The organism is Streptomyces sp. NPDC088706, assembly GCF_044752765.1.
Lineage (GTDB): Bacteria > Actinomycetota > Actinomycetes > Streptomycetales > Streptomycetaceae > Streptomyces.
The window spans coordinates 806,438-829,760 of sequence record NZ_JBIVLW010000002.1; the positions used below are offsets into that span (position 1 = coordinate 806,438).

Annotated in this window: 18 protein-coding genes and 1 pseudogene; 18 read left to right on the top strand and 1 reads right to left on the bottom strand. The window is 71.7% G+C overall.

The annotated features are described in order from the left end of the window. The first annotated feature begins 218 nt into the window (after nucleotides 1-218). The 7 genes from ACIQAK_RS09210 (at nucleotide 219) to ACIQAK_RS09240 (ending at nucleotide 9,771) form a co-directional block, all read left to right on the top strand. Entirely contained in the window at nucleotides 219-2,075 is a 1,857-nt protein-coding gene (locus ACIQAK_RS09210; protein ID WP_366387633.1) for an acetolactate synthase large subunit, read from the top strand. A gap of 23 nt (nucleotides 2,076-2,098) precedes the next feature. Continuing rightward, entirely contained in the window at nucleotides 2,099-2,626 is a 528-nt protein-coding gene (ilvN, locus tag ACIQAK_RS09215) for an acetolactate synthase small subunit (protein ID WP_366387634.1), read from the top strand. Nucleotides 2,627-2,736: 110 nt separating this feature from the next. After that, nucleotides 2,737-3,738 (top strand): ketol-acid reductoisomerase, encoded by a 1,002-nt coding sequence (gene ilvC / locus ACIQAK_RS09220; protein ID WP_366387635.1) that lies wholly within the window; start codon nucleotides 2,737-2,739, stop codon nucleotides 3,736-3,738. A 311-nt stretch (nucleotides 3,739-4,049) separates the two neighbouring features. Beyond that, nucleotides 4,050-5,642 carry a phosphoglycerate dehydrogenase gene (gene serA, locus ACIQAK_RS09225; RefSeq protein WP_366387636.1) on the top strand — a complete coding sequence of 531 codons (1,593 nt, stop codon included), beginning with the start codon at nucleotides 4,050-4,052 and terminating at the stop codon, nucleotides 5,640-5,642. Between the two features lie 189 nt (nucleotides 5,643-5,831). Further along, on the top strand, nucleotides 5,832-8,411 hold the full coding sequence (locus tag ACIQAK_RS09230) for a Tox-REase-5 domain-containing protein (protein ID WP_366387637.1): 2,580 nt from the start codon (nucleotides 5,832-5,834) through the stop codon (nucleotides 8,409-8,411). 81 nt (nucleotides 8,412-8,492) lie between these two features. Then, the gene (locus ACIQAK_RS09235) at nucleotides 8,493-9,191 is read left to right on the top strand and encodes a hypothetical protein (RefSeq protein ID WP_366387638.1); all 699 of its coding nucleotides are present in this window, start codon (nucleotides 8,493-8,495) and stop codon (nucleotides 9,189-9,191) included. Nucleotides 9,192-9,228: 37 nt separating this feature from the next. Further along, nucleotides 9,229-9,771, top strand: coding sequence for a hypothetical protein (locus tag ACIQAK_RS09240; RefSeq protein ID WP_366387639.1), 543 nt, complete (start codon nucleotides 9,229-9,231; stop codon nucleotides 9,769-9,771). Here the strand turns inward: ACIQAK_RS09240 and ACIQAK_RS09245 are convergent. Then, entirely contained in the window at nucleotides 9,768-10,919 is a 1,152-nt protein-coding gene (locus ACIQAK_RS09245) for a helix-turn-helix domain-containing protein (RefSeq protein WP_366387640.1), read from the bottom strand. The two genes, ACIQAK_RS09240 and ACIQAK_RS09245, sit on opposite strands and share 4 nt — an antisense overlap. 200 nt (nucleotides 10,920-11,119) lie before the next feature. Between ACIQAK_RS09245 and ACIQAK_RS09250 the strand changes: the two genes are divergently transcribed. The 11 genes and pseudogenes from ACIQAK_RS09250 to ACIQAK_RS09300 form a co-directional block, all read left to right on the top strand. Beyond that, entirely contained in the window at nucleotides 11,120-12,046 is a 927-nt protein-coding gene (locus tag ACIQAK_RS09250) for a proline dehydrogenase family protein (RefSeq protein WP_366387641.1), read from the top strand. Nucleotides 12,047-12,100: 54 nt separating this feature from the next. After that, the gene (pruA, locus tag ACIQAK_RS09255; protein ID WP_366387642.1) at nucleotides 12,101-13,732 is read left to right on the top strand and encodes an L-glutamate gamma-semialdehyde dehydrogenase; all 1,632 of its coding nucleotides are present in this window, start codon (nucleotides 12,101-12,103) and stop codon (nucleotides 13,730-13,732) included. Between the two features lie 237 nt (nucleotides 13,733-13,969). Continuing rightward, on the top strand, nucleotides 13,970-15,037 hold the full coding sequence (locus ACIQAK_RS09260) for a S1 family peptidase (RefSeq protein WP_366387643.1): 1,068 nt from the start codon (nucleotides 13,970-13,972) through the stop codon (nucleotides 15,035-15,037). 124 nt (nucleotides 15,038-15,161) lie between these two features. Further along, on the top strand, nucleotides 15,162-15,713 hold the full coding sequence (locus ACIQAK_RS09265) for a GNAT family N-acetyltransferase (RefSeq protein ID WP_366387644.1): 552 nt from the start codon (nucleotides 15,162-15,164) through the stop codon (nucleotides 15,711-15,713). Nucleotides 15,714-16,064: 351 nt separating this feature from the next. After that, nucleotides 16,065-16,193: a hypothetical protein gene (locus tag ACIQAK_RS09270; RefSeq protein WP_366387645.1), complete on the top strand. Its 129-nt coding sequence runs from the start codon at nucleotides 16,065-16,067 to the stop codon at nucleotides 16,191-16,193. A 100-nt stretch (nucleotides 16,194-16,293) separates the two neighbouring features. Beyond that, nucleotides 16,294-17,337: a 3-isopropylmalate dehydrogenase gene (locus ACIQAK_RS09275; RefSeq protein ID WP_366387646.1), complete on the top strand. Its 1,044-nt coding sequence runs from the start codon at nucleotides 16,294-16,296 to the stop codon at nucleotides 17,335-17,337. Between the two features lie 256 nt (nucleotides 17,338-17,593). Continuing rightward, a complete protein-coding gene (locus ACIQAK_RS09280) occupies nucleotides 17,594-18,697 on the top strand; it encodes a branched-chain amino acid aminotransferase (protein ID WP_366387647.1) in 1,104 nt (367 codons plus the stop codon). 258 nt (nucleotides 18,698-18,955) lie between these two features. Further along, complete coding sequence (locus tag ACIQAK_RS09285) at nucleotides 18,956-19,984, top strand: agmatine deiminase family protein (protein ID WP_366387648.1); 1,029 nt, start codon at nucleotides 18,956-18,958, stop codon at nucleotides 19,982-19,984. A gap of 23 nt (nucleotides 19,985-20,007) precedes the next feature. Next, the gene (locus tag ACIQAK_RS09290) at nucleotides 20,008-20,655 is read left to right on the top strand and encodes a TetR family transcriptional regulator C-terminal domain-containing protein (protein WP_366387649.1); all 648 of its coding nucleotides are present in this window, start codon (nucleotides 20,008-20,010) and stop codon (nucleotides 20,653-20,655) included. A gap of 307 nt (nucleotides 20,656-20,962) precedes the next feature. Then, on the top strand, nucleotides 20,963-22,570 hold the full coding sequence (cimA, locus tag ACIQAK_RS09295) for a citramalate synthase (protein WP_366387650.1): 1,608 nt from the start codon (nucleotides 20,963-20,965) through the stop codon (nucleotides 22,568-22,570). Between the two features lie 298 nt (nucleotides 22,571-22,868). Beyond that, a pseudogene (locus ACIQAK_RS09300) lies at nucleotides 22,869-23,096 on the top strand (LacI family DNA-binding transcriptional regulator); the annotation flags it as partial. Between the last annotated feature and the right edge of the window lie 227 nt (nucleotides 23,097-23,323).

Consider the following 23,323-nt stretch of genomic DNA (forward strand, 5'->3'; position numbering starts at 1 on the left):
CACGTCATGCGTGCCGGAGAGAGGGTCAATGCCATGCGCACCCGAATTCTCGTACTTGGAAAGCGCGTCGGCTGAAGCAGGGTCACTCCATGACACCCTGCGGACCGCACCCGGCGCGCTCCCCTCGCTTGCCTCACGGCACGAGGGGTTTTTTGTTGCACTGACACTGATCAAACCGCTGCAAAACACCCGCGTAAACCCTCAGCTTCGAGAAGAGAATGCCGATGACCGAGCAGGCCACCGGGGCCCACCACCCGCAGCCGCGCGCCCGTACCGGCGGACAGCCGTCCGTCACCGTTGAGCACGTCACGGGCGCGCAGTCCCTCATCCGTTCTCTTGAGGAAGTCGGCGCCGAGACGGTGTTCGGCCTCCCCGGCGGCTGCATCCTCCCCGCCTACGACCCGCTGATGGACTCCACCAAGGTCCGGCACGTCCTGGTCCGCCACGAGCAGGGCGCGGGGCACGCCGCCACCGGGTACGCGCAGGCCACCGGCAAGGTCGGCGTCTGCATGGTCACCTCGGGTCCCGGCGCCACCAACCTGGTCACCCCGATCGCCGACGCGCACATGGACTCCGTGCCGCTCGTCGCCATCACCGGCCAGGTCGCCTCCAAGGCCATCGGCACCGACGCCTTCCAGGAAGCCGACATCTGCGGCATCACGATGCCGATCACCAAGCACAACTTCCTGGTCACCAAGGCCGAGGACATCGCGCACACCATCGCCGAGGCCTTCCACATCGCCTCCACCGGCCGCCCGGGACCGGTCCTCGTCGACATCGCCAAGGACGCCCTCCAGGCGCAGACCACCTTCAGCTGGCCGCCCACCCAGGACCTGCCCGGCTACCGGCCCGTCACCAAGCCGCACGCCAAGCAGATCCGGGAGGCCGCCAAGCTGATCACCCAGGCCAAGCGCCCCGTGCTGTACGTCGGCGGCGGCGTCCTCAAGGCCGGGGCCACCGCCGAGCTGAAGGTCCTCGCGGAGCTGACCGGAGCGCCCGTCACCACCACCCTGATGGCGCTCGGCGCCTTCCCCGACAGCCACCCGCTGCACGTGGGAATGCCGGGCATGCACGGTTCGGTCACCGCCGTCACCGCGCTGCAGAAGGCCGACCTGATCGTCGCCCTCGGCGCCCGCTTCGACGACCGCGTCACCGGCAAGCTGGACAGCTTCGCCCCGTACGCCAAGATCGTCCACGCCGACATCGACCCGGCCGAGATCGGCAAGAACCGCACCGCCGACGTCCCGATCGTGGGCGACGCCCGCGAGGTCCTGGCCGACCTGGTCCAGGCCGTCCAGGCCGAGCACACCGAGGGCCACACCGGCGACTACGCCGCGTGGTGGAAGGACCTCAACCGCTGGCGCGACACCTACCCCCTCGGCTACGACCTGCCCGAGGACGGCAGCCTCTCCCCGCAGCAGGTCATCCAGCGCATCGGCAAGCTCGCCCCCGAGGGCACGATCTTCACGGCGGGCGTCGGCCAGCACCAGATGTGGGCCGCCCACTTCATCGACTACGAGCAGCCCGCCACCTGGCTCAACAGCGGCGGCGCCGGGACGATGGGCTACGCGGTCCCGGCCGCGATGGGCGCCAAGGCCGGCGCACCCGACCGCACCGTCTGGGCGATCGACGGCGACGGCTGCTTCCAGATGACCAACCAGGAACTGACCACCTGCGCGCTCAACAACATCCCGATCAAGGTCGCCATCATCAACAACGGCGCCCTCGGGATGGTCCGCCAGTGGCAGACCCTCTTCTACAACCAGCGCTACTCCAACACCGTGCTGCACTCCGGCGCGGACACCGACGGCCAGCCCGCCAAGGGCACCCGCGTCCCGGACTTCGTCAAGCTGTCCGAGGCCATGGGCTGCTACGCGATCCGCTGCGAGGACCCGGCCGACCTGGACAAGGTCATCGAAGAGGCCAACTCCATCAACGACCGCCCCGTCGTGATCGACTTCATCGTCCACGAGGACGCCATGGTCTGGCCGATGGTGGCCGCCGGCACCTCCAACGACGAGGTCCAGGCCGCACGCGGCGTCCGCCCCGACTTCGGCGACAACGAAGACGACTGAGAGACAGAGAGAGATACGACTCCATGTCCAGCAAGCACACGCTCTCCGTCCTGGTCGAGAACAAGCCCGGTGTCCTCGCCCGGATCACCGCCCTGTTCTCCCGACGCGGCTTCAACATCGACTCGCTCGCGGTCGGTACCACCGAGCACCCCGACATCTCCCGCATCACCATCGTCGTGAATGTCGAGGACCTGCCCCTGGAGCAGGTGACCAAGCAGCTCAACAAGCTGGTCAACGTCCTGAAGATCGTCGAACTCGAGCCCGCCGCCGCGATCCAGCGGGAGCTCGTCCTGGTGAAGGTCCGCGCCGACAGCGAGACCCGCTCCCAGATCGTCGAGATCGTCCAGCTGTTCCGCGCCAAGACCGTCGACGTCTCCCCGGACGCCGTCACGATCGAGGCGACCGGAGGGGCCGACAAGCTGGAGGCGATGCTCAAGATGCTGGAGCAGTACGGCATCAAGGAACTCGTCCAGTCCGGCACCATCGCCATAGGGCGCGGCGCGCGCTCGATCACCGACCGGTCCCTGCGCGCTCTCGACCGTTCCGCCTAGCCGGCACGGGAGCGGTGCCCGCGCCGCTCGCATGGCGAGACCCGACAACGCATACGACGCACCCCGCCGTACGGTGGGACGCAACACCTGCACACCAAGGAGAAGACCCAGTGGCCGAGCTGTTCTACGACGACGATGCCGACCTGTCCATCATCCAGGGCCGCAAGGTCGCGGTTCTCGGTTACGGCAGCCAGGGCCACGCCCACGCGCTGTCGCTCCGTGACTCCGGCGTCGACGTCCGCGTCGGTCTGCACGAGGGCTCGAAGTCCAAGGCCAAGGCCGAGGAGCAGGGCCTGCGCGTGGTGACCCCCGCCGAGGCCGCCGCCGAGGCCGACGTCATCATGATCCTCGTCCCGGACCCGATCCAGGCCCAGGTCTACGAGGAGTCCGTCAAGGACAACCTCAAGGACGGCGACGCGCTGTTCTTCGGCCACGGCCTGAACATCCGCTTCGGCTTCATCAAGCCGCCGGCCAACGTCGACGTGTGCATGGTCGCCCCCAAGGGCCCCGGCCACCTGGTCCGCCGCCAGTACGAGGAGGGCCGCGGCGTCCCCTGCATCGTGGCCGTGGAGCAGGACGCCTCGGGCAAGGGCCTGGAGCTGGCCCTGTCGTACGCCAAGGGCATCGGCGGCACCCGGGCCGGCGTCATCAAGACCACCTTCACCGAGGAGACCGAGACCGACCTCTTCGGTGAGCAGGCCGTCCTCTGCGGTGGCACCGCCGCCCTGGTCAAGGCCGGTTTCGAGACGCTCACCGAGGCCGGCTACCAGCCGGAGATCGCGTACTTCGAGTGCCTGCACGAGCTGAAGCTCATCGTCGACCTCATGTACGAGGGCGGCCTGGAGAAGATGCGCTGGTCCATCTCGGAGACCGCCGAGTGGGGCGACTACATCACCGGCCCGCGGATCATCACCGACGCCACCAAGGCCGAGATGAAGAAGGTCCTCACCGAGATCCAGGACGGCACCTTCGCCAAGAACTGGATGGCCGAGTACCACAACGGTCTGCCCAAGTACAACGAGTACAAGAAGGCCGACAGCGACCACCTGCTGGAGACCACCGGACGTGAGCTGCGCAAGCTGATGAGCTGGGTGAACGACGAAGAGGCCTAGGCCTCGGGGGAGCGGGGCGGGTCCGGATGGGCCCGCCCCGCTCCGTTTCATCCGCCTCCCATCCCCGTGTCACTGCGGAAACCGGGTGTGAGACGGTGGCGGAAGCGGTGGTTCCGTACGGGTGTACACCACGTCGCCCTCGTGCGGGTGATCCTTCCACCGGGGCGCAGTCGACGGCCCTCCGCACCACTACACTTCTCAACACATACACGCGTCAGGGCCCACAGTGTCGTGCGTCTACCACGCGGCTAGCCCCTCCACCGCCTGCGGCCGTCGGGACGGCCGTCCGCACTGGACTTGTGAGGACTCACGTGAGCTCGAAACCTGTCGTACTCATCGCTGAAGAGCTGTCGCCCGCCACGGTCGACGCCCTGGGTCCGGATTTCGAGATCCGGCACTGCAACGGCGCGGACCGCGCCGAACTCCTCCCCGCGATCGCAGACGTCGACGCCATCCTGGTGCGTTCCGCCACGAAGGTCGACGCCGAGGCCATCGCCGCCGCGAGGAAGCTCCGCGTGGTGGCCCGCGCGGGCGTCGGTCTGGACAACGTCGACGTCGCCTCGGCCACCAAGGCCGGCGTGATGGTCGTCAACGCCCCGACCTCCAACATCGTGACCGCCGCCGAGCTCGCCTGCGGTCTGCTGGTCGCCACCGCGCGCAACATCCCGCAGGCCAACACCGCCCTGAAGAACGGTGAGTGGAAGCGCTCCAAGTACACTGGGGTCGAGCTCAGCGAGAAGGTCCTCGGCGTCGTCGGCCTCGGCCGCATCGGCGTCCTGGTCGCGCAGCGCATGTCGGCCTTCGGCATGAAGATCGTCGCCTATGACCCCTACGTCCAGCCGGCCCGCGCCGCGCAGATGGGCGTCAAGCTCCTCAGCCTGGACGAGCTCCTCGAAGTCGCCGACTTCATCACCGTGCACCTGCCCAAGACCCCCGAGACCCTCGGTCTCATCGGCGACGAGGCGCTGCACAAGGTGAAGCCCTCGGTGCGCATCGTCAACGCCGCGCGCGGCGGCATCGTCGACGAGGAGGCGCTGCACTCCGCCCTCAAGGAGGGCCGCGTCGCCGGCGCCGGCCTGGACGTGTACACGAAGGAGCCCTGCACGGACTCCCCGCTCTTCCAGTTCGACCAGGTCGTCTGCACCCCGCACCTCGGCGCCTCCACCGACGAGGCCCAGGAGAAGGCGGGCATCGCGGTCGCCAAGTCCGTCCGCCTCGCGCTCGCCGGTGAGCTGGTCCCGGACGCGGTCAACGTCCAGGGCGGTGTCATCGCCGAGGACGTACGCCCCGGCCTGCCGCTCGCCGAGAAGCTCGGCCGGATCTTCACCGCGCTCGCGGGCGAGGTCGCGGCCCGGCTCGACGTCGAGGTGTACGGCGAGATCACCCAGCACGACGTCAAGGTGCTGGAGCTCTCGGCGCTCAAGGGCGTTTTCGAGGACGTCGTCGACGAGACCGTCTCCTACGTCAACGCCCCGCTCTTCGCCCAGGAGCGCGGGGTCGAGGTCCGCCTCACCACCAGCTCCGAGTCGCCCGACCACCGCAACGTGGTCACCGTGCGCGGCACCCTCGCCAGCGGTGAGGAGGTCGCGGTCTCCGGCACCCTGGCTGGCCCGAAGCACCTCCAGAAGATCGTGGCCATCGGCGAGCACGACGTGGACCTGGCGCTCGCCGACCACATGGTCGTCCTGCGCTACCAGGACCGGCCCGGCGTGGTCGGCGCGGTCGGCAAGATCCTCGGCGAGGCCGGGCTGAACATCGCGGGCATGCAGGTCTCGCGCGCGGCGGAGGGCGGCGAGGCCCTGGTCGTCCTCACCGTCGACGAGACCGTCCCGCAGACGGTACTGACCGAGATCGCCGACGAGATCGGCGCCTCCTCGGCCCGCTCGGTGAACCTCACCGACTGACGCACCCAGCACGACCCCGGCTGCCGGGCGCCCCTTCACCGGGGGCGCCCGGCAGCCGTTTGTGTTCGGGGGACCAACCCGCCGCTATGGGCCCCGGGTTGGGTCCTGGGGCCCACGACGGGTGCGGCGCCCCGACCCTAGGGTGACCCGTTGTCATGTCACTCCTGGGCACCGGGGGTCGGATCACGTATGTCTGCTGTCGGTGGCATACCCGTAGCGGGAGGCCCGGCTCCGGCCACCGCCCCCCGGCGTGACCTGCCGGGCCCGCTCGTCGTCGTACGGGTGCTGCTCCTCGTCCTGCTCGGCGCGACGGCCCTCGGCGCGATCGGCCTCTCGGGCTCCGCGGTCGCCGCCGACGCCATGGGCGCGCAGGTGCTCGGCATCCTGCTGTACGCCTCCGCCCCCGGGGTGCTCTGCGCGTTGCTGGCCCGGCACCTGCGGACGGGCGGCAGGCGCGTGCGGTGGGGGATCGTCGCCGTCCAGGTCTGGCTGATCATCGGGGGCCTCGGCAACCTGGCGGACGGTTCGCCGGACGGGTTCACGCAGCTGGTGCTGCCCGTCGTGATCCTGGTGCTGCTGAGCCGGCCGCGGAGCCGGGCGTGGTTCCTGCTGCCGCCCCGGGAGCGCGGGGAGCCGCCGAGGTTCTCGCTCCCGCACATGATCACCTGGCGCCGCGACCGGGGCCAGTCCGCGCTGGAGTACCTGGGCCTGGTCCTGATCGTCGTCGCCCTGATCGGGGCCCTGACGGTGGGAGGCCTCGGCGGCCGGATCACGGAGGGGCTCCAGGCGGCGATCTGCTCGTTGACCGGCAGCTCGTGCCCGGTCTCGGACGGCAGCGACTCGGTGGACGCGGGGGACACCTCGGGCGGGGGCGCCGCGGAGGGCGGTGCCGCGGACGGCGGCGCTACGGACGGCGGCGCTACGGAGGGTGGCTCGGCGCGGGGAAGCGACGGGGGTGCCGACGGGGGTACGTCCGAAGGTGTGGACGCCGGTTCCACGGTCACGGGCGGTACGGGAGCCTCCGGCGGGGACGCGACGGGCGGGACCGGCAACACGGGCGGCACCGGTAGCACGGACGGCTCCGGCGGCACAGATGGCTCCGGTGGTTCCGGCGGCACCGGCGGCACCGGCGGCACGGACGGCTCCGGCGGTGACGTGGCCGGCAACGGGACCACCGGCTCCTCCGGCACCCCGTCCGGCACCCCAGCGAGCGGCGGCACCGGCGGACCCGACGACGACGGGCGCCCCGGCACCGGCGAGGACACCTTCCCCGAGGACGACGAGGAGCCCGAGGCCGCCTACGACGCACCCGCCTCCGCCGAAGGGGACGGCGACAACGGCGGCGGCGAGCAGGCCGAGAAGCCGGAGGACTGCGGCGGCTGGGGCTTCTTCGGCTGCGCCTGGGACCGTACGACCCAGGTCGTCAAGGGCCTGGTGGTCGACGGCATCTGGGGCGACATCTCCGGGATCATCGACCTGTTCAAGCCCGAGACGTGGTCCGGCCTCGCGGACTACGGACGGCAGCTCGGCGACCGGTGGACGAAGGACTCCCAGGGCGCGGGCGACAAGTGGCGTGACGGCGACCACCTGGGCGCGGTCTGGGACTGGGGCAAGGCCTCCGTCAACACCGTGGTCACGGTCGGGGACGACGTCTTCGTGGGGGACGAGGTCCGCGAGCGCTGGAACAACGGGGAGAAGACCCGGGCCGTCACCGATGTGATCTGGAACGTCGGCTCGCTCTTCATCCCCGGCTACAACGTCGCCAAGGTGGTCGGCAAGGCCGGGAAGCTCGGCAAGGTCGGCAAGGTGGCCTCCGAGATCGCGGACGCGGCAGGCGACGCGGGCGCGGCGGCCCGGCGGGCCCGCAAGGCGGCGGAGGCCGGCGACCTCGACGGCGTACGCAAGGCGGCGAAGGAGGCGGACGAGGCGGCGGACAGCGCCGAGGACGCGGCGCGCCGGACCGGCTGCGCCATCGCCTCGGGGCCGCCGCCCCCGGTGCGGTACGGGGGCGGGGCGACCGGCGGCGTCCCCGGCGACGGTACGGGGGTGCTGGCGGGCGGCACGCCCGGCCGGGTGGTCCTGGCCGAGGCCGGCTGCGACGAGGCGGCCGAGGCAGCGGCGGCGGAGGCCCGTAAGCAGGAACGCGCGGCCCACCTGGAGCAGAAGCGGCTGGAGGAGCCGGAGCGGGCGAGCAAGGCCGAGCTGGGCAAGAAGCAGTACCCCGAGCCGCAGCGCAACGACACCTCCGATCCGCGCAACTACAACCCGCCGTCCTGGGCGGACGACCTCAGGGACCGCACGCTCGGTGACGCCGACGCGGGCGACGGCTACTGGGCGAGCCGGGACCGCAACCCCGCGCCGAACTGGAAGAACGAGTCCTGTATCCGCTACCAGGAGCAGATCACCGGGACGAACCGGGGGCAGGAGTACGTCGTACCGCATCCCCGCGAGGGCAGGCCGGCCGTGGAGTACGACGGCTGGGACTCCTCCCGGCAGACCTATCTGGAGGCCAAGAACGGCTACGGCAGCTACCTCTCCAAGACCGAACCCGGCGCCCTCACCGCCTCCGGCAAGGAGAAGTTCGTCGCCGAGGCCCGCGCCCAGGTGGAGGCGGCCGGCGGCAAGCCGGTGGAGTGGCACTTCTCCGACCCGGAGGTCGCGAAGGCGGCCCGTAAGGCGTTCCGGGACGAGGGGCTGCCGATCAAGGTGGTCCCGACACCGGTGAAACCGGGCGACAGCACCCGGAAGCCCGGAGCCTTCGACGAGTAGCCGAGTAGCCTGCACGCGTGGTGCTCCCGGCCCCGGCCGGGAGACCGTGCGGAACAGCCGGGCGACGGAGGAGAGATCAGCATGCGACGTGTAGTGCGGGGCTTCTGGGGCCCGAGGCCCGAGTCCGCCGAGGCCCTGGCCGACCGGTGGCAGCAGACCCTGGACGGGCTCGCCGCCCTGGTCCCGCAGGCGGCGGACGCCTGGAGCCAGGTCCACGGGAACGGACCCGCCACCGCCTTCACCCCCGAAGGGGACGCCCTGCTCGGCGCGGTGCGCACCGCCCGGAGCGCGGCCGACTGGTCGGACCTGACGGGCACCGGGCTGCGGCTGGTCGGCACGGGGACGCCCGGCTGGGAGGCGGAGGTCAGCGGAGTGGCGGGCGGCGCACCGGAGTTCCTGCTCCAGTCCCTCGCGATCGTCCTGCACGCCCCGGACGACGCACCCGTCCCGGAGGAGGACGTCCTCGCGCTCCTCGTCCGGGTGTGGGAGCCCGACTTCGGCGATGTGAGCGACGACGACGTGCTGGACGCTCTGGAGGACGAGGCCGGGTATGCGGTCGGCGACCCGGTCGTGGGCCGGACCGGCTACCTCTCGCCGGCCCGCGCCGCCCTCGTACCGGACGATCTGGAGGTGGTCCGCCAGGAACTCTCCGGCGGCGGCCAGCTGTTGAGCATCGCGGCGCCCGGCGACAGCGCGGCGGTGGTCCGCGCGTACGAACGCCTCCGCGAGGCCGGGGCCCTGGCCCCGCTGCCCTGCCCGATGGACCGGGCAGTGCTGTGACCTGCGGAACCGCCCCCGCGACCACCCGCGCGGTGCTGTGACCTCCCGGGCGGGGGAGCCCTTCGTGCTGCCCCGGGCGGTGGCCGAGGCCGAACAGCTCCTCGCCACCCCCGTACCGTCCGCCGGCCCCACCGCCGGGCAGGGCGACCCGGTGACGGGCGAGTGGACCGCCACGGAGGGCGCGGGCTTCCGTATCGTGCCGCTCTGGGAGGGCGCCCCGCTGACCGGTGTGCACGCCCCCGAGTGGAACGCCGCCGAAGACGCCGCCGATGGCCATCTGGCTGTTCTCGCCCAGGAGTTGGACCGCCGCTGGGGTCCGCACACCACCGTCCGCCTGCACATTCCGCTCCAACGGTGGATGACCGGCGGCTCCCCCGTGGAGACCCTGTTCCAGGCGCTGTTCTCCGCGGACCTGTACGGGGACCTGGCTGTCTGGGGGCCGATCGGCGCGGCAGGCCCGGGCGGCTCCGGCGACCGCTGGTTCGCCGTGACCGTCGGCCACAGCGACGGGGACGCGCCCCTGGTGCTGGCCGCACTGGTCAGCGACCGGCCCGTGGTGGAACCGGCGGACAGGACCTAGAGCCGCGCCCGCTTCACCGCCATGTGCAGCAGCAGCCGGTCCTCGCCGTCACCCAGGTCGAGGCCGGTGATCTGCTCGATCCGGGAGAGCCGGTAGTAGAGCGTCTGGCGGTGGATGCCCAGCTCGGCCGCCGTCCGGCTCGCCTGGCCCGCGCAGTCCAGGAACACCTCCGCCGTGTGCGCGAGCTCCTTGTGCGGCTGGGTCAGAAGCGCGGCGACCGCCGGGTCGGCCGGGTCCGTGCCGGTGCCCGGAAGGGCGGTGAGCAGGCGGTACGGGCCGATGGCCGACCAGCGGGCGACCGGGCCGAAGCGGCTCTCGGCGCGCGCCGCGCGGGCCGCCGCCGTGGCCTCGCGCCAGGAGGCCGGCAGGGCGTCCAGGCCCCGGCGGGGCGCCGCGATCCCTCCGGCGGCTCCCGGGCCCGCCTCCGTACGCAAGCGGTCCGCGGCGCCCAGGGCCGGGTCCAGGCGGTCCGCCGAACGCAGCCGGATGAGCGCGGCCAGCGACAGGGGCCCGGCACCCCCGGGGGCGGAGACCGCCGCCAGCGCCGCCGCCGAGGCGACGCCCCGTACCGACGGGGTGTCGTCGGCCCCCCACGGCGTCACGCACACCATCGCGTGCAGCCCTTCCGCGTCCTGGCCCAGCGCCTCCCGCAGCGCCGCGACCGCCGTGTCCTGCTGCCGTCCGGGGCCGGCCGTGAGCACCGCGCCGAACTCCCGTGAGAGGTCCGCGCCCGCCCGCGCCTCGTCGGCCAGCAGCGCCCCGATCCGGGCGGCGACCTCCATCGCGGCGGCCAGCCGCTCGTCGGTCGGTCCGGGGTCGGTGTCCAGCAGCCAGACGTACCCGAGGACGACCCCCCGGTGGCGTACGGGAAGGCAGACGCGGTCGCGGAAGACCCCGGCCTCCGGGGCCGCGGGGATGTGGACGGGGGCGGTCGCCCGGGTGATGCCGAACCCCTCGAACCAGGCGCGGACGGCGGGGGTGGAGCGACGGGTCAGGATCGAGCGGGTGCGGACCGGGTCCATCGCGGTGTCGTCGTCGCTGTCGTGGGCCCCGAAGGCGACCAGGCCGAAATCGCGGTTCTCCAGGGTGGCGGGGGCGCCGAGGAGGGCGGAGACCTCGTCGACCAGTTCCTGGTAATCGCCTGTCACACCGCCATTCTCGCACCCCTTCAGACAGATGTCTGAGATGACGGCCACGGATGCGTGACAGGTGTCGATGGCACAGGACCGGCGGGGTACCTAGATTTCACGGCGGTTATCCGTGCCGTACCGGTGTGTTCATGTCCGTTCACACACGTTCATGTATCTACCGTTACGGCCCTTCGTCCGTACATTCGTGGAGGTGCCCCGTGCTGGGTCCCGTGATTCTCGCCGCGTCCCGCAGCGACAAGATGCGCCGGTTCATCTCGGCCGCGCCCGGCACCAAGCAGGTGGTCGACCGCTTCATCGCCGGGGAGACCGTCGACCAGGTCGTGCCGATCGTCGAGGACGCCGCGGACAAGGGGCTGGAGGTCACGCTGGACGTCGTCGGCGAGGACATCACCACCCCCGCGCAGGCCGAGGCCGCCCGCGACGCCTACCTGGAGCTCGTCGAGCGCCTGAGCGCCCTGGACCTCGGCCCCCGCGCCGAGATGTCCGTGAAGCTGTCCATGTTCGGCCAGTCGCTGGAGGGCGGCCACGAGCTCGCCCTCGCCAATGTCCGCCCGGTCGTCGAGGCCGCCGCCGCCATCGGCACCACGGTCACCCTGGACGCCGAGGACCACACCACCCTCGACTCGATGTTCGCCATCCACGAGGAGCTGCGGAAGGACTTCCCGCAGACCGGCTGCGTCATCCAGTCCTACCTGTTCCGCACCGAGGACGACGCCCGCCGCCTGGCCGCCGCCGGCAGCCGCGTCCGCATCGTGAAGGGCGCCTACAAGGAGCCCGCCACCGTCGCGTACCAGGACAAGGCCGAGATCGACAAGGCGTACGTCCGCATCACCAGGATCCTGATGGCGGGCGAGGGCTACCCGATGATCGGGTCCCACGACCCCCGTCTCATCGCCATCGCCCAGGAGCTCGGCCGCCAGGCCGGGCGCAAACTGGATGAGTACGAGTTCCAGATGCTGTACGGCATCCGCAGCGACGAGCACGTCCGGCTCGCGGCCGAGGGTCACCGGATGCGCGTCTACACGGCGTACGGCACCGACTGGTACGGGTACTTCATGCGCCGCCTCGCGGAGAAGCCGGCCAACCTGCTGTTCTTCGGCCGCTCGATCCTCACCAAGGGCTGAGCCGGCCGGTCCGGCCCCCACCCCCCCGCCGACACCAAAGGAGACAAGGCAACCATGGACGCCGTCACCCAGGTCCCCGCTCCGGTCAACGAGCCGGTCCACTCCTACGCCCCGGGCTCCGCGGAGCGCACCCGCCTGGAGAAGAAGCTCAAGGAGCTCAGCCAGAACCCGATCGACCTGCCGATGACCATCGGCGGCGAGAAGCGGATGGGTGGCGGCGAGCGTGTGGACGTCGTACAGCCGCACAACCACCGGGCCGTCCTCGGCACCTTCGCCGGCGCCACCGAGCAGGACGCTCAGGACGCCATCGACGCGGCCCTCGCCGCCGCTCCGGCCTGGCGCGCGCTGTCCTTCGACGACCGCGCGGCGATCATCCTGCGCGCCGCCGAGCTGCTGTCGGGCCCCTGGCGCGAGACGCTGGCCGCCTCCACCATGCTCGGCCAGTCCAAGACCGCCCAGCAGGCCGAGATCGACACCCCCTGCGAGCTCGTCGACTTCTGGCGCTTCAACGTGCACTACGCGCGCCAGATCCTCGCCGAGCAGCCGCCGGCCAACTCCCCGGGCGTGTGGAACCGCATGGACCACCGCCCGCTGGAGGGCTTCGTCTACGCGATCACGCCGTTCAACTTCACGGCCATCGCGGGCAACCTCCCCACCGCCCCCGCCCTCATGGGCAACGTCGTGGTGTGGAAGCCGTCCCCGACCCAGACCCACGCCGCCGTGCTGCTCATGCAGCTCCTGGAGGAGGCCGGTCTGCCCAAGGGCGTCATCAACCTGGTCACCGGTGACGGCAAGGCCGTCTCCGAGGTGGCGCTGAACCACCGCGACCTGGCCGGCATCCACTTCACCGGCTCGACCCCCACCTTCCAGCACCTGTGGAAGACGGTCGGCAACAACATCGCCAACTACCGCACCTACCCGCGGCTCGTCGGCGAGACCGGCGGCAAGGACTTCGTCGTCGCGCACCCCAGCGCCGACCGCGCCGTGCTGAAGACCGCGCTGACCCGCGGCTCCTTCGAGTACCAGGGCCAGAAGTGCTCCGCGTCCTCCCGCGCGTACGTCCCCGCCTCCATCTGGAACTCCGGTTTCAAGGAGGAGTTCGCGGCCGAGGTCGACTCCATCAAGATGGGTGACGTCACCGACCTGAGCAACTTCATCGGGGCCGTCATCGACGAGCGCTCGTTCGCCAAGAACAAGGCCGCGATCGACCGCGCGAAGTCCGACCCGTCGTGCACGGTCGTCGCGGGCGGCACCTACGACGACTCGGTGGGCTACTTCGTCCGCCCGACCGTCATCGAGTGCTCGGACCCCGGGAACGAGGTCTTCACGACCGAGTACTTCGGCCCGATCCTGGCGATCCACGTCTACGAGGACGAGAAGTACGACGCCATGCTGGAGCAGATGGAGTCGGTCTCCGACTACGCGCTGACCGGCTCGGTCATCGCGGGCGACCGCGCGGCCGCCGCGTACACGATGGACAAGCTCCGCTACGCCGCGGGCAACTTCTACATCAACGACAAGTCGACCGGCGCCGTCGTCGGCCAGCAGCCCTTCGGCGGCGGCCGTGCCTCCGGCACCAACGACAAGGCGGGCGCGCCGCAGAACCTCCAGCGCTGGACCCTCACTCGGGCCATCAAGGAGACCCTGGTCGCGCCGACCGAGTACACCTACCCCCACCAGGGCTGACGCCCTCCCCGGGGCGCCGCAGCACGACGCCCCGGGCGCCAGGGCCCTCCAGGAGGGCCCCTGAGCACCGCCCCCCGACCGGCCCCCCTGCCGGCCGGGGGGCGGTTTCCATGGGCGCGGTGCCCGCACGGGCCCCGGCGGCATCCGGGGCACGCGATCTTGTGGCATAGGTAATGTGCATGTCAAATTCCTTCTCGGTACGTCCCCACACGTCCACCCGAGATGGAGCTCCCCCCCATGAGACGCAACTCCCGTGCGCGCCTGAGCCTTTCCCTGCTGCTCGTCGCCGGCGCCCTCGGCCTCGGCGCGACTCCCGCCACCGCCACCGACGTCCACGCCGCCGCCCCCTCGGCGATCCCCTCCGCGTCCGCGTACGCACTGGACGCCGAGGTCGAACGCGCTCTCGGCGCCGGCACCGCCGGAACCTACCTCGACCGCAGGACCGGCGACCTGGTCGTCACCGTCACCACCGACCGGGCAGAGGAGCAGGCCCGCGCCGCCGGGGCCACCGTGCGCCGGGTGGCCCGCAGCGCCGCCCAGCTCGCCGCCGCCATGCGGACCCTGGAGGCCGAGGCGAAGATCACCGGCACCTCCTGGGGCGTCGACCCGCGCACCAACCAGGTCGCCGTCGAGGCCGACTCCTCGGTCCCGGCGCGGGAGCTGGCCCGCCTCGAAGCCGTCGCCGAGCGGCTCGGCGGCGCGGTGAGCATCAGCCGCGTACCCGGCGTCCTCCACCGCGAGGTGCTGGGCGGCGGAGCCATCCACGGTGGCGGCAGCCGCTGCTCGGCCGCCTTCAACGTCACCAAGGGCGGGGCCCGTTACTTCGTGACCGCCGGACACTGCACCGACATCGCCGCCAACTGGTCGTCCACCTCCGGCGGTCCGGTCGTCGGTGTCCGTGAGGGCACCAGCTTCCCGACCAACGACTACGGCATCGTCCGCTACACCGACGGCTCCTCGCCCGCCGGAACCGTCGACCTCCACAACGGCTCCGCCCAGGACATCACCTCCGCCGCCAACGCCGTCGTCGGCCAGGCGATCCGCAAGAGCGGCTCCACCACCAAGGTGACCTCCGGCACGGTCACCGCCGTCAACGTCACCGTCAACTACGGTGACGGGCCCGTCTACGGCATGGTCCGCACCACCGCCTGCTCCGCCGGAGGCGACAGCGGCGGCGCCCACTTCGCCGGGTCGGTCGCCCTCGGCATCCACTCCGGCAGCTCCGGCTGCTCCGGCACGAGCGGCTCGGCCATCCACCAGCCGGTGGCCGAGGCGCTCTCCGCGTACGGCGTCGCGGTGTACTGAGCCGCCGCCGTACGCGCCCGATGCCCGCCCGGACCACCGCGCTCCCGGTCCGGGCGGGCCCCGCTCCGCCCCCACATCGCCCCTGCGTGCCTGGTGGGAGCCGGTGCCTGGGAAACTGGGTCCCATGACCGAGCTCCCCGCGGTGCACGCCGCCCACACCTATGAGCTGACCGCGGCTGTACGGGACGAGATCCGCTACCTGCTGGACTCCGCCTTCGACGGTGACTTCGGCGACGACGACTGGGAGCACGCCCTCGGCGGCATCCACGCCCTGGTGCGTGACACCGGCGGCCTCCTGATCGCCCACGGCTCCGTCGTCCAGCGCCGGGTGCTCCACGAGGGCCGCGCCTACCGCACCGGATACGTCGAAGCCGTCGCCGTCCGCCCCGGCCGCCGCCGCCAGGGACTCGGCCACCGGGTGATGGCCGCGCTGGAGCGGGTCGTCGACGGGGCGTACGACTTCGGCGCCCTGTCCGCCTCCGACGCGGGCGCGGCCCTCTACGCGGCGCGCGGCTGGCAGGTGTGGCCGGGCGGCCTCGCCGCCCTCGGCCCGCACGGGACGCTGGCGCTGCCGGAGGAGGAGGGCAGCACCTACGTCCGCCCGGCCGCCGGTCACGCACTGCCCCCGGCCGGTCATCCGCTCGTCTTCGACTGGCGCGAGGGCGACCTGCTCTGAGGTGCCGCGGACGGCGGAGCGCCGGGCGCAGCCGTCTCAGATAGTAGGAAGTCCGACTAACTGTGGAGACAGCGCGGCCCAACTGTCCTAACGTTGTGGAAGCCGAACGAAATCGCTCGATCCAGCGACTGTGGCGGTCGACGGGCGCACGCTGAAGCAGGTAACCCCTGCGGCGTACGCTCCCCGCCCCTTCCGGCACCTCGAAATCCGATCCCGGTTTCCCCCGGCGCCGCGATGTGCCCGCCCGGGCCCCGGCCGATCACCGGCCGCCGCCCGTGCCCCGTGTCCGGTCCGGCAGCCACGCGACCTTCGCGACCGTCGATCCTCGCGATCTCAAGGAGTCGATCCATCATGGCCAACACCACCACCCGCCGCGTCCGCCACAGCTCCCGCCAGGCCGAGACCGAGCGTAAGAACGCCGCCGCCGCCCTGCAGCGCGCCCTCGACCGCCGCGACAACGGAGGCTCGACCGGCCACTGAGCCGCCGGATAACCGCTCGCCCCGCCCCGGGCACTCCGCCGTCCGTCCGCATGATGGACACCGGATGTCATGGATTGGGACGCACCGTTAGGCTTCCCGCATGTCTCGCAGCATCGATCTCGCAGTGATCCCCGGTGACGGAATCGGCCAGGAAGTCGTGGCCCAAGGCCTCAAGGTCCTCAACGCTGTCCTCCCGCAGGATGTGAAGCTGGAGACCAGGGAGTACGATCTCGGCGCCCAGCGCTGGCACCGCACCGGCGACACCCTCCCGGACCCGGAGCTGGAGGCGCTCAGGAACCACGACGCCATCCTGCTCGGCGCGATCGGCGACCCGTCCGTGCCGTCCGGCGTCCTGGAGCGCGGGCTGCTGCTGAAGCTGCGTTTCGCCTTCGACCACTTCATCAACCTGCGCCCCTCCAAACTGTTCCCGAACACCGCGACCCCGCTGGCCGGCCGCCCCGACATCGACTTCGTCGTCGTCCGGGAGGGCACTGAGGGCCCGTACACGGGCAACGGCGGCTCGCTGCGCACCGGCACCCCCGCCGAGGTCGCCACCGAGGTCAGCGTGAACACGGCGTACGGCGTCGAGCGCGTGGTGCGGGACGCCTTCGAGCGCGCGGCGGCCCGTCCGCGCAAGAAGCTGACGCTGGTCCACAAGAACAACGTCCTCGTCTATGCCGGCCACCTGTGGAAGAACACCTTCGACCGGGTCGCCGCCGAATACCCGCAGGTCAGCACCGACTACCTGCACGTCGACGCCGCGACGATCTTCTTCGTCACCCAGCCCGAGCGCTTCGATGTCATCGTCACCGACAACCTCTTCGGCGACATCCTCACCGACCTCGCCGCCGCTGTGACCGGCGGTATCGGCCTGGCCGCCTCCGGCAACATCAACCCGACGGGCGCGTTCCCGTCGATGTTCGAGCCGGTCCACGGCTCCGCCCCCGACATCGCGGGACAGGGCAAGGCCGACCCGACCGCCACGGTCCTCTCCGTCGCCCTGCTGCTGCGCCACCTCGGTTACGAGGGCGAGGCCGTGCGCATCGAGGACGCCGTCTCCGCCGACCTCGCGGAGCGTGACCGAGCGGCTACGCGTACGACCGACGAGATCGGTGACGCGCTCGCGGTACGCGTAGCGAGCTGACCCGACGACTCCACTTCGAAGCCGCCGGGTCGCATCAGCGCCCGGCGGCTTCACCTGTGCGGCCCCCGGGTGCCACCATCGACCCCTGGACCGCATTCACACCATTTCGTGCCTGGCCCCCCGCAAGCGATAATCGAACGCGGGGCCGTGGCTCGCGGTAAAGCTCGGACGTCCTAGGGCCTGGCCGGAAAGCGTCAGGCAGGAACGGGCGTGGGCGCGGTCCATCACACACAAGACCGGTGAAGGACACGCACTCATGACGACGCCCACGATCGAGCTCAAGCCCTCCTCGAACCCGCTGTCCGACGCGGAGCGCGAGGCGATCCTGGCCAACCCCGGATTCGGCCGGCACTTCACCGATCACATGGTGACGATCCGCTGGACCGAAGGCCGCGGCTGGCATGACGCCGAGCTGGTCCCCTACGGCCCGCTGTCGATGGACCCGGCCAACATGACCCTGCACTACGCGCAGGAGATCTTCGAGGGGCTCAAGGCCTACCGCCAGCCCGACGGCTCGGTCGCCTCGTTCCGCCCCGACGCCAACGCGCGCCGCTTCCAGCGCTCCGCCGCCCGGCTCGCCATGCCCGAGCTGCCCGTCGAGACGTTCATCGACGCCTGCGACGCGCTGGTGCAGCAGGACAAGGGGTGGGTTCCGGCGCACGGCGGCGAGGAGTCGCTCTACCTGCGCCCGTTCATGATCGCCACGGAGGTCGGCCTCGGCGTGAAGCCGGCCAACGAGTACCTCTTCCTGGTCATCGCCTCACCCGCCGGCGCCTATTTCCCCGGCGGTGTGAAGCCCGTCTCCATCTGGCTCTCCGAGAACCGCGTCCGCGCCGTCCCCGGCGGCGTGGGCGACGCCAAGACCGGCGGCAACTACGCGGCTTCCCTGCTGGCCCAGGCCGAGGCCGCCCAGCACGGCTGCGCCCAGGTCGCCTACCTCGACGCCGTCGAGCACAAGTGGGTCGAGGAGCTCGGCGGTATGAACCTGTACTTCGTGTACGAGCAGGAGGACGGCTCCAAGAAGATCATCACGCCCGCCCTCACCGGCTCCCTCCTGGCCGGCGTCACCCGCGACTCCCTCCTCAAGGTCGCCCGCGACCTCGGTTACGGCTCCGAGGAGGGCCGCGTCTCCATCGAGCAGTGGCGCGACGACACGGCGAAGGGCACCCTCGCCGAGGTCTTCGCCTGCGGCACCGCCGCCGTCATCACCCCGGTCGGCACCGTGAAGACCGCGAACGGCGAGTGGACCCAGGGCGACGGCACCCCCGGCGAGGTCACCATGAAGCTGCGTGACCGCCTGCTGGACATCCAGCGCGGCATCGCCGAGGACACCCACGGGTGGATGCACCCGCTCGGCTAGGGCCGTCCCTCCGGAAAGGCCGCACCCATGACGATCCGGGTGCGGCCTTTTCCGCGCCTCAGGGATAGAGCGCCACTCCAAGAAGCGTCGGAGAAACCATCGGAGAGACGTCGGAGAGACGTCGGAGAAGCAGCGGAGAAGCAGCGGAGAGGCAGCGCAGGAGCAGCGGATATGCGCTGAAAGGCCCGGCAGAGGCTTCCGTACAGCTCCGCACCATGGTTAGAGTGGCACTCTAAGTGAACCGTCCTAGGAGCCCCCATGCCGGCCACCCCCACCCCCTTTCGTATGCCCCCCGAGTGGGCCCCCCACGAGCGCACCTGGATGGCCTGGCCCGGCCCCAATCCCACCTTCGCCTCCGACGCCGAGCTGGCGGAGGCCCGCCACGCCTGGGCCGTGGTCGCCCGGGCCGTCCGCCGCTTCGAGCCGGTCACGATGGTCGTCGGACCCGGACAGGAGGAGGGGGCCGCCGCGCTGCTCGGGCCGGACGTCGAGCTGGCCGTGCGGCCGCTCGACGACGCCTGGATGCGGGACATCGGGCCCACCTTCACCACCGACGGCCGCACGCTCGCCGCCGTCGACTGGACCTTCAACGGCTGGGGCGCCCAGGGCTGGGCCCGCTGGGAGAGCGACCAGCACATCGCCCGGGCCGTCGCCGAGCTGACCGGGACCCCCGCGCACAGCTCTCCGCTCGTCAACGAGGGCGGCGCGATCCACGTCGACGGCGAGGGGACCGTCCTGCTGACCGAGACCGTCCAGCTCGGCCAGGAGCGCAACCCCGGCTGGACCCGTGAGCAGGTCGAGGCGGAGATCCACGCCCGCCTCGGCACCGAGAAGGCCATCTGGCTGCCCCGTGGGCTGACCGGCGACTACGGCACGTACGGCACGCTCGGCCATGTCGACATCGTGGCCGCCTTCGTCCGCCCGGGCACCGTCGTCGCCCACGTCCAGCCCGACCCGGCCCACCCCGACCACGCGGTCACCCGGGAGCTCCTGGCGGTCCTGCGCGCCGCCACCGACGCCAAGGGCCGCCCCCTGGAGGTCATCGAGGTCCCCGCGCCCACCGTGCTGCGCGAGGACGGCGAGTGGGTCGACTACTCCTACATCAACCACTACCTCTGCAACGGGGCGGTGATCCTCTGCGCCTTCGACGACCCGCGCGACGAGGAGGCCGCCGCGATCTTCCGGGGCCTGTTCCCGGACCGTACGGTGACCCTGGTCGACGCCCGTACGATCTTCGCCGGCGGTGGAGGCATCCACTGCATCACCCAGCAGCAGCCCAAGATCTGAAACCCACGCGAAAGCCCGGTCCCATGCCCCCCGCCCCCCGCCGCACCCACCAGCCCGCCCCGCCGCGCGAGGACGTCCTCGCCGCCGCCATGGCCACCATCGCCGAACGCGGGCTGGACGGGCTGACCATGGCGGGGCTCGGGCGCGAGGTCGGGATGAGCAGCGGGCACCTGCTCTACTACTTCCGCACCAAGGACGAACTGCTGCTGCGGACCCTGGAGTGGAGCGAGACGCGCCTCGGGGCCGAACGCCGTGCCCTCCTCGCCGAACCCGGGACCGCCCGTGAGCGGCTGGACGCCTACATCGACCTCTACCTCCCCGCCGGGCACCGGGACCCCCACTGGACGCTCTGGCTGGAGGTCTGGGGCCGCTCCCAGAACGCGGACGACGACGCCCGCGTCCGGCAGGCCGCCATCGAGGGGGCCTGGCACCGGGACCTGGTGGCGCTCATCGCCGAGGGGATCTCGCGGCGGGAGTTCCGCGCGGTGGACGCCGACCGGTTCGCCGCCCGGCTGCGGGCGCTGCTCGACGGGTTTAGCGTGCATGTGACGGTGGGGATCCCGGGGACGGGCCGGGAGCAGGTGCTCGTCCAGGCGGCGGAGTTCCTGGTCGAGACGCTGGCGCCGGGACCGTGGGTCGACGATGCGACCGGCGTCACGACCGCATCCTGAGACGCCGCAGTCGCCGGGCCCTCACTGTGCGAGACTGCTGCCGTGTCCTCGTTCGTCATGATTATTGGCAGCAGGCGCGCCGGTCCGCAGTGACCGTCCCGTACCACCACGTACGGCGCGGCCACCGTGCCTCAGACCCGCGCGCAGACCTCTCGCACCCGCGAGGGGTTTTTTCGTTTTCCGGCCCGCACCCGGGCCGGGCGGAGCGCGCGGGATGATGGGGGCAAGTGGAGCTGGGGCCTGTTCCGGGTTCCCCGAACAGGCCCAGACCGTCCGGATCCACTCATCCGACAGGAGTCAGATCAGCATGACCACCAAGGCCAACGCCGCCGACGACAGTTTCCATGTCTTCGACACCACTCTGCGCGACGGTGCTCAGCGTGAGGGCATCAACCTGACGGTCGCCGACAAGCTGACCATCGCCCGGCACCTGGACACCTTCGGTGTGGGGTACATCGAGGGTGGCTGGCCGGGTGCCAACCCGCGCGACACGGAGTTCTTCGCCCGGGCCCAGCAGGAGATCGAGTTCGAGAACGCCCAGCTCGTGGCGTTCGGCGCGACCCGCAGAGCCGGTGGCAGCGCGGCCGAGGACCCCCAGGTGAAGGCGCTCCTGTCCTCCGGCGCGCCGGTGATCACGCTGGTCGCCAAGGCGCACGACCGCCATGTCGAGCTGGCCCTGCGCACCACCCTGGAAGAGAACCTGGAGATGGTCCGCGACACCGTCTCCCACCTGCGCGAACAGGGCCGCCGCGTCTTCGTGGACTGCGAGCACTTCTTCGACGGCTACCGCGCCGACACCGAGTACGCCAAGTCCGTGGTCCGCACCGCGTACGAGGCGGGCGCCGAGGTCGTCGTCCTCTGCGACACCAACGGCGGCATGCTCCCCGCCCAGGTCCAGGCGGTCGTCTCCACCGTCATCGCCGACACCGGCGCCCGGCTCGGCATCCACGCCCAGGACGACACCGGCTGCGCGGTCGCCAACACCCTGGCCGCCGTGGACGCCGGCGCCACCCACGTCCAGTGCACGGCCAACGGCTACGGCGAGCGGGTCGGCAACGCCAACCTCTTCCCCGTGGTCGCCGCGCTGGAGCTGAAGTACGGCATGCGGGTGCTGCCCGAGGGCGCGCTCGCCGAGATGACCCGGATCTCGCACGCCATCGCCGAGGTCGTCAACCTCACGCCCTCCACCCACCAGCCCTACGTGGGTGTCTCGGCCTTCGCCCACAAGGCCGGGCTGCACGCCTCCGCGATCAAGGTCGACCCCGACCTGTACCAGCACATCGACCCGGAGCTGGTCGGCAACACCATGCGGATGCTGGTCTCCGACATGGCGGGCCGCGCCTCCATCGAACTGAAGGGCAAGGAACTCGGCGTCGACCTCGGCGACGACCGCGTCCTCGTCGGCCGGGTCGTGGAGCGGGTCAAGGAGCGCGAACTCCAGGGCTACACCTACGAGGCCGCCGACGCCTCCTTCGAACTTCTGCTGCGCGGCGAGGTGGAGGGCAGGGCCCGGCGCTACTTCCGTACGGAGTCCTGGCGGGCGATCGTCGAGGACCGCCCCGACGGCACCCACGCCAACGAGGCCACCGTGAAGCTCTGGGCCAAGGGCGAGCGCATCGTCGCCACCGCCGAGGGCAACGGCCCCGTCAACGCCCTGGACCGGGCCCTGCGCGTCGCCCTGGAGCGGATCTACCCGCAGCTCGCCAAGTTGGAGCTGGTCGACTACAAGGTCCGCATCCTGGAGGGCCGCACCGGCACCGAGTCCACCACCCGGGTACTGATCACCACCGGCGACGGGGCCGCCGACTGGGCGACCGTGGGCGTCGCCGAGAACGTCATCGCCGCGTCCTGGCAGGCGCTGGAGGACGCCTACACCTACGGCCTGCTGCGCGCCGGGATCGAGCCGACCGAGTAGCCCCGCCGGTCCGCCCACGGAAGCCGCCGCCCCCCATCCCGGGCGGCGGCTGTCGTACGTTCAGAAGGTGAACACGCAACGCGCCCTGCCCGCACGGCGGATGAGGCCGGCCCAATCTCGACGTGAAGTATTGACGGCACTGTGCCGGCGCGATTGACTCCAGCCGCGACGCCGGTACCGGTTCCGGAACCGGTACCGAACGCGCCTCCGGGCATGCCCGCCGCTCCGTCCCCCGCTGTGTCCCGCCCTGCCCCCGTCCCGCGCCTGTCCTGTCCCCGCCCGGCCCCATGGAGGCCCGATGCGCGTCACCATCGCCGCTGTCGCCCGCGAGGCCGGCGTCAGCGGGACGACCGTGCCGCGGGTCGTCGGCACCGAGGGCGGGGCAGACGGGACCACCGCCGCCCGCGTTCGTGAAGTGATCGCACAGCTCGGCCATGTGCCCAGCTCCGGAACCGTGGGCCTGGCCCGCGGCTCCAGCCGTACTGTCGGCATGCTGGTCCCCTCGCCGACCCGGCCGCGGTCGGGTACGCCGTGACCCTGCCGCTCTCCCCGCCCGGGGTGATCACCGGGGGAGAGGTGCACGACCACCGGCCGGACGGCGACCGGCTCGGCGTCCTCTCCCTCTCCCCGCCGCAACTGCGCGTCCCTCTCCCCGCCGCAACTGCGCGTCCCTCTCCCCGCCGCAACTGCGCGCCTTCCGCCGGCAGGAGCTGTCCCCGGGTGCTCCAGGGGGTGATGACCTCCCTCGACCCG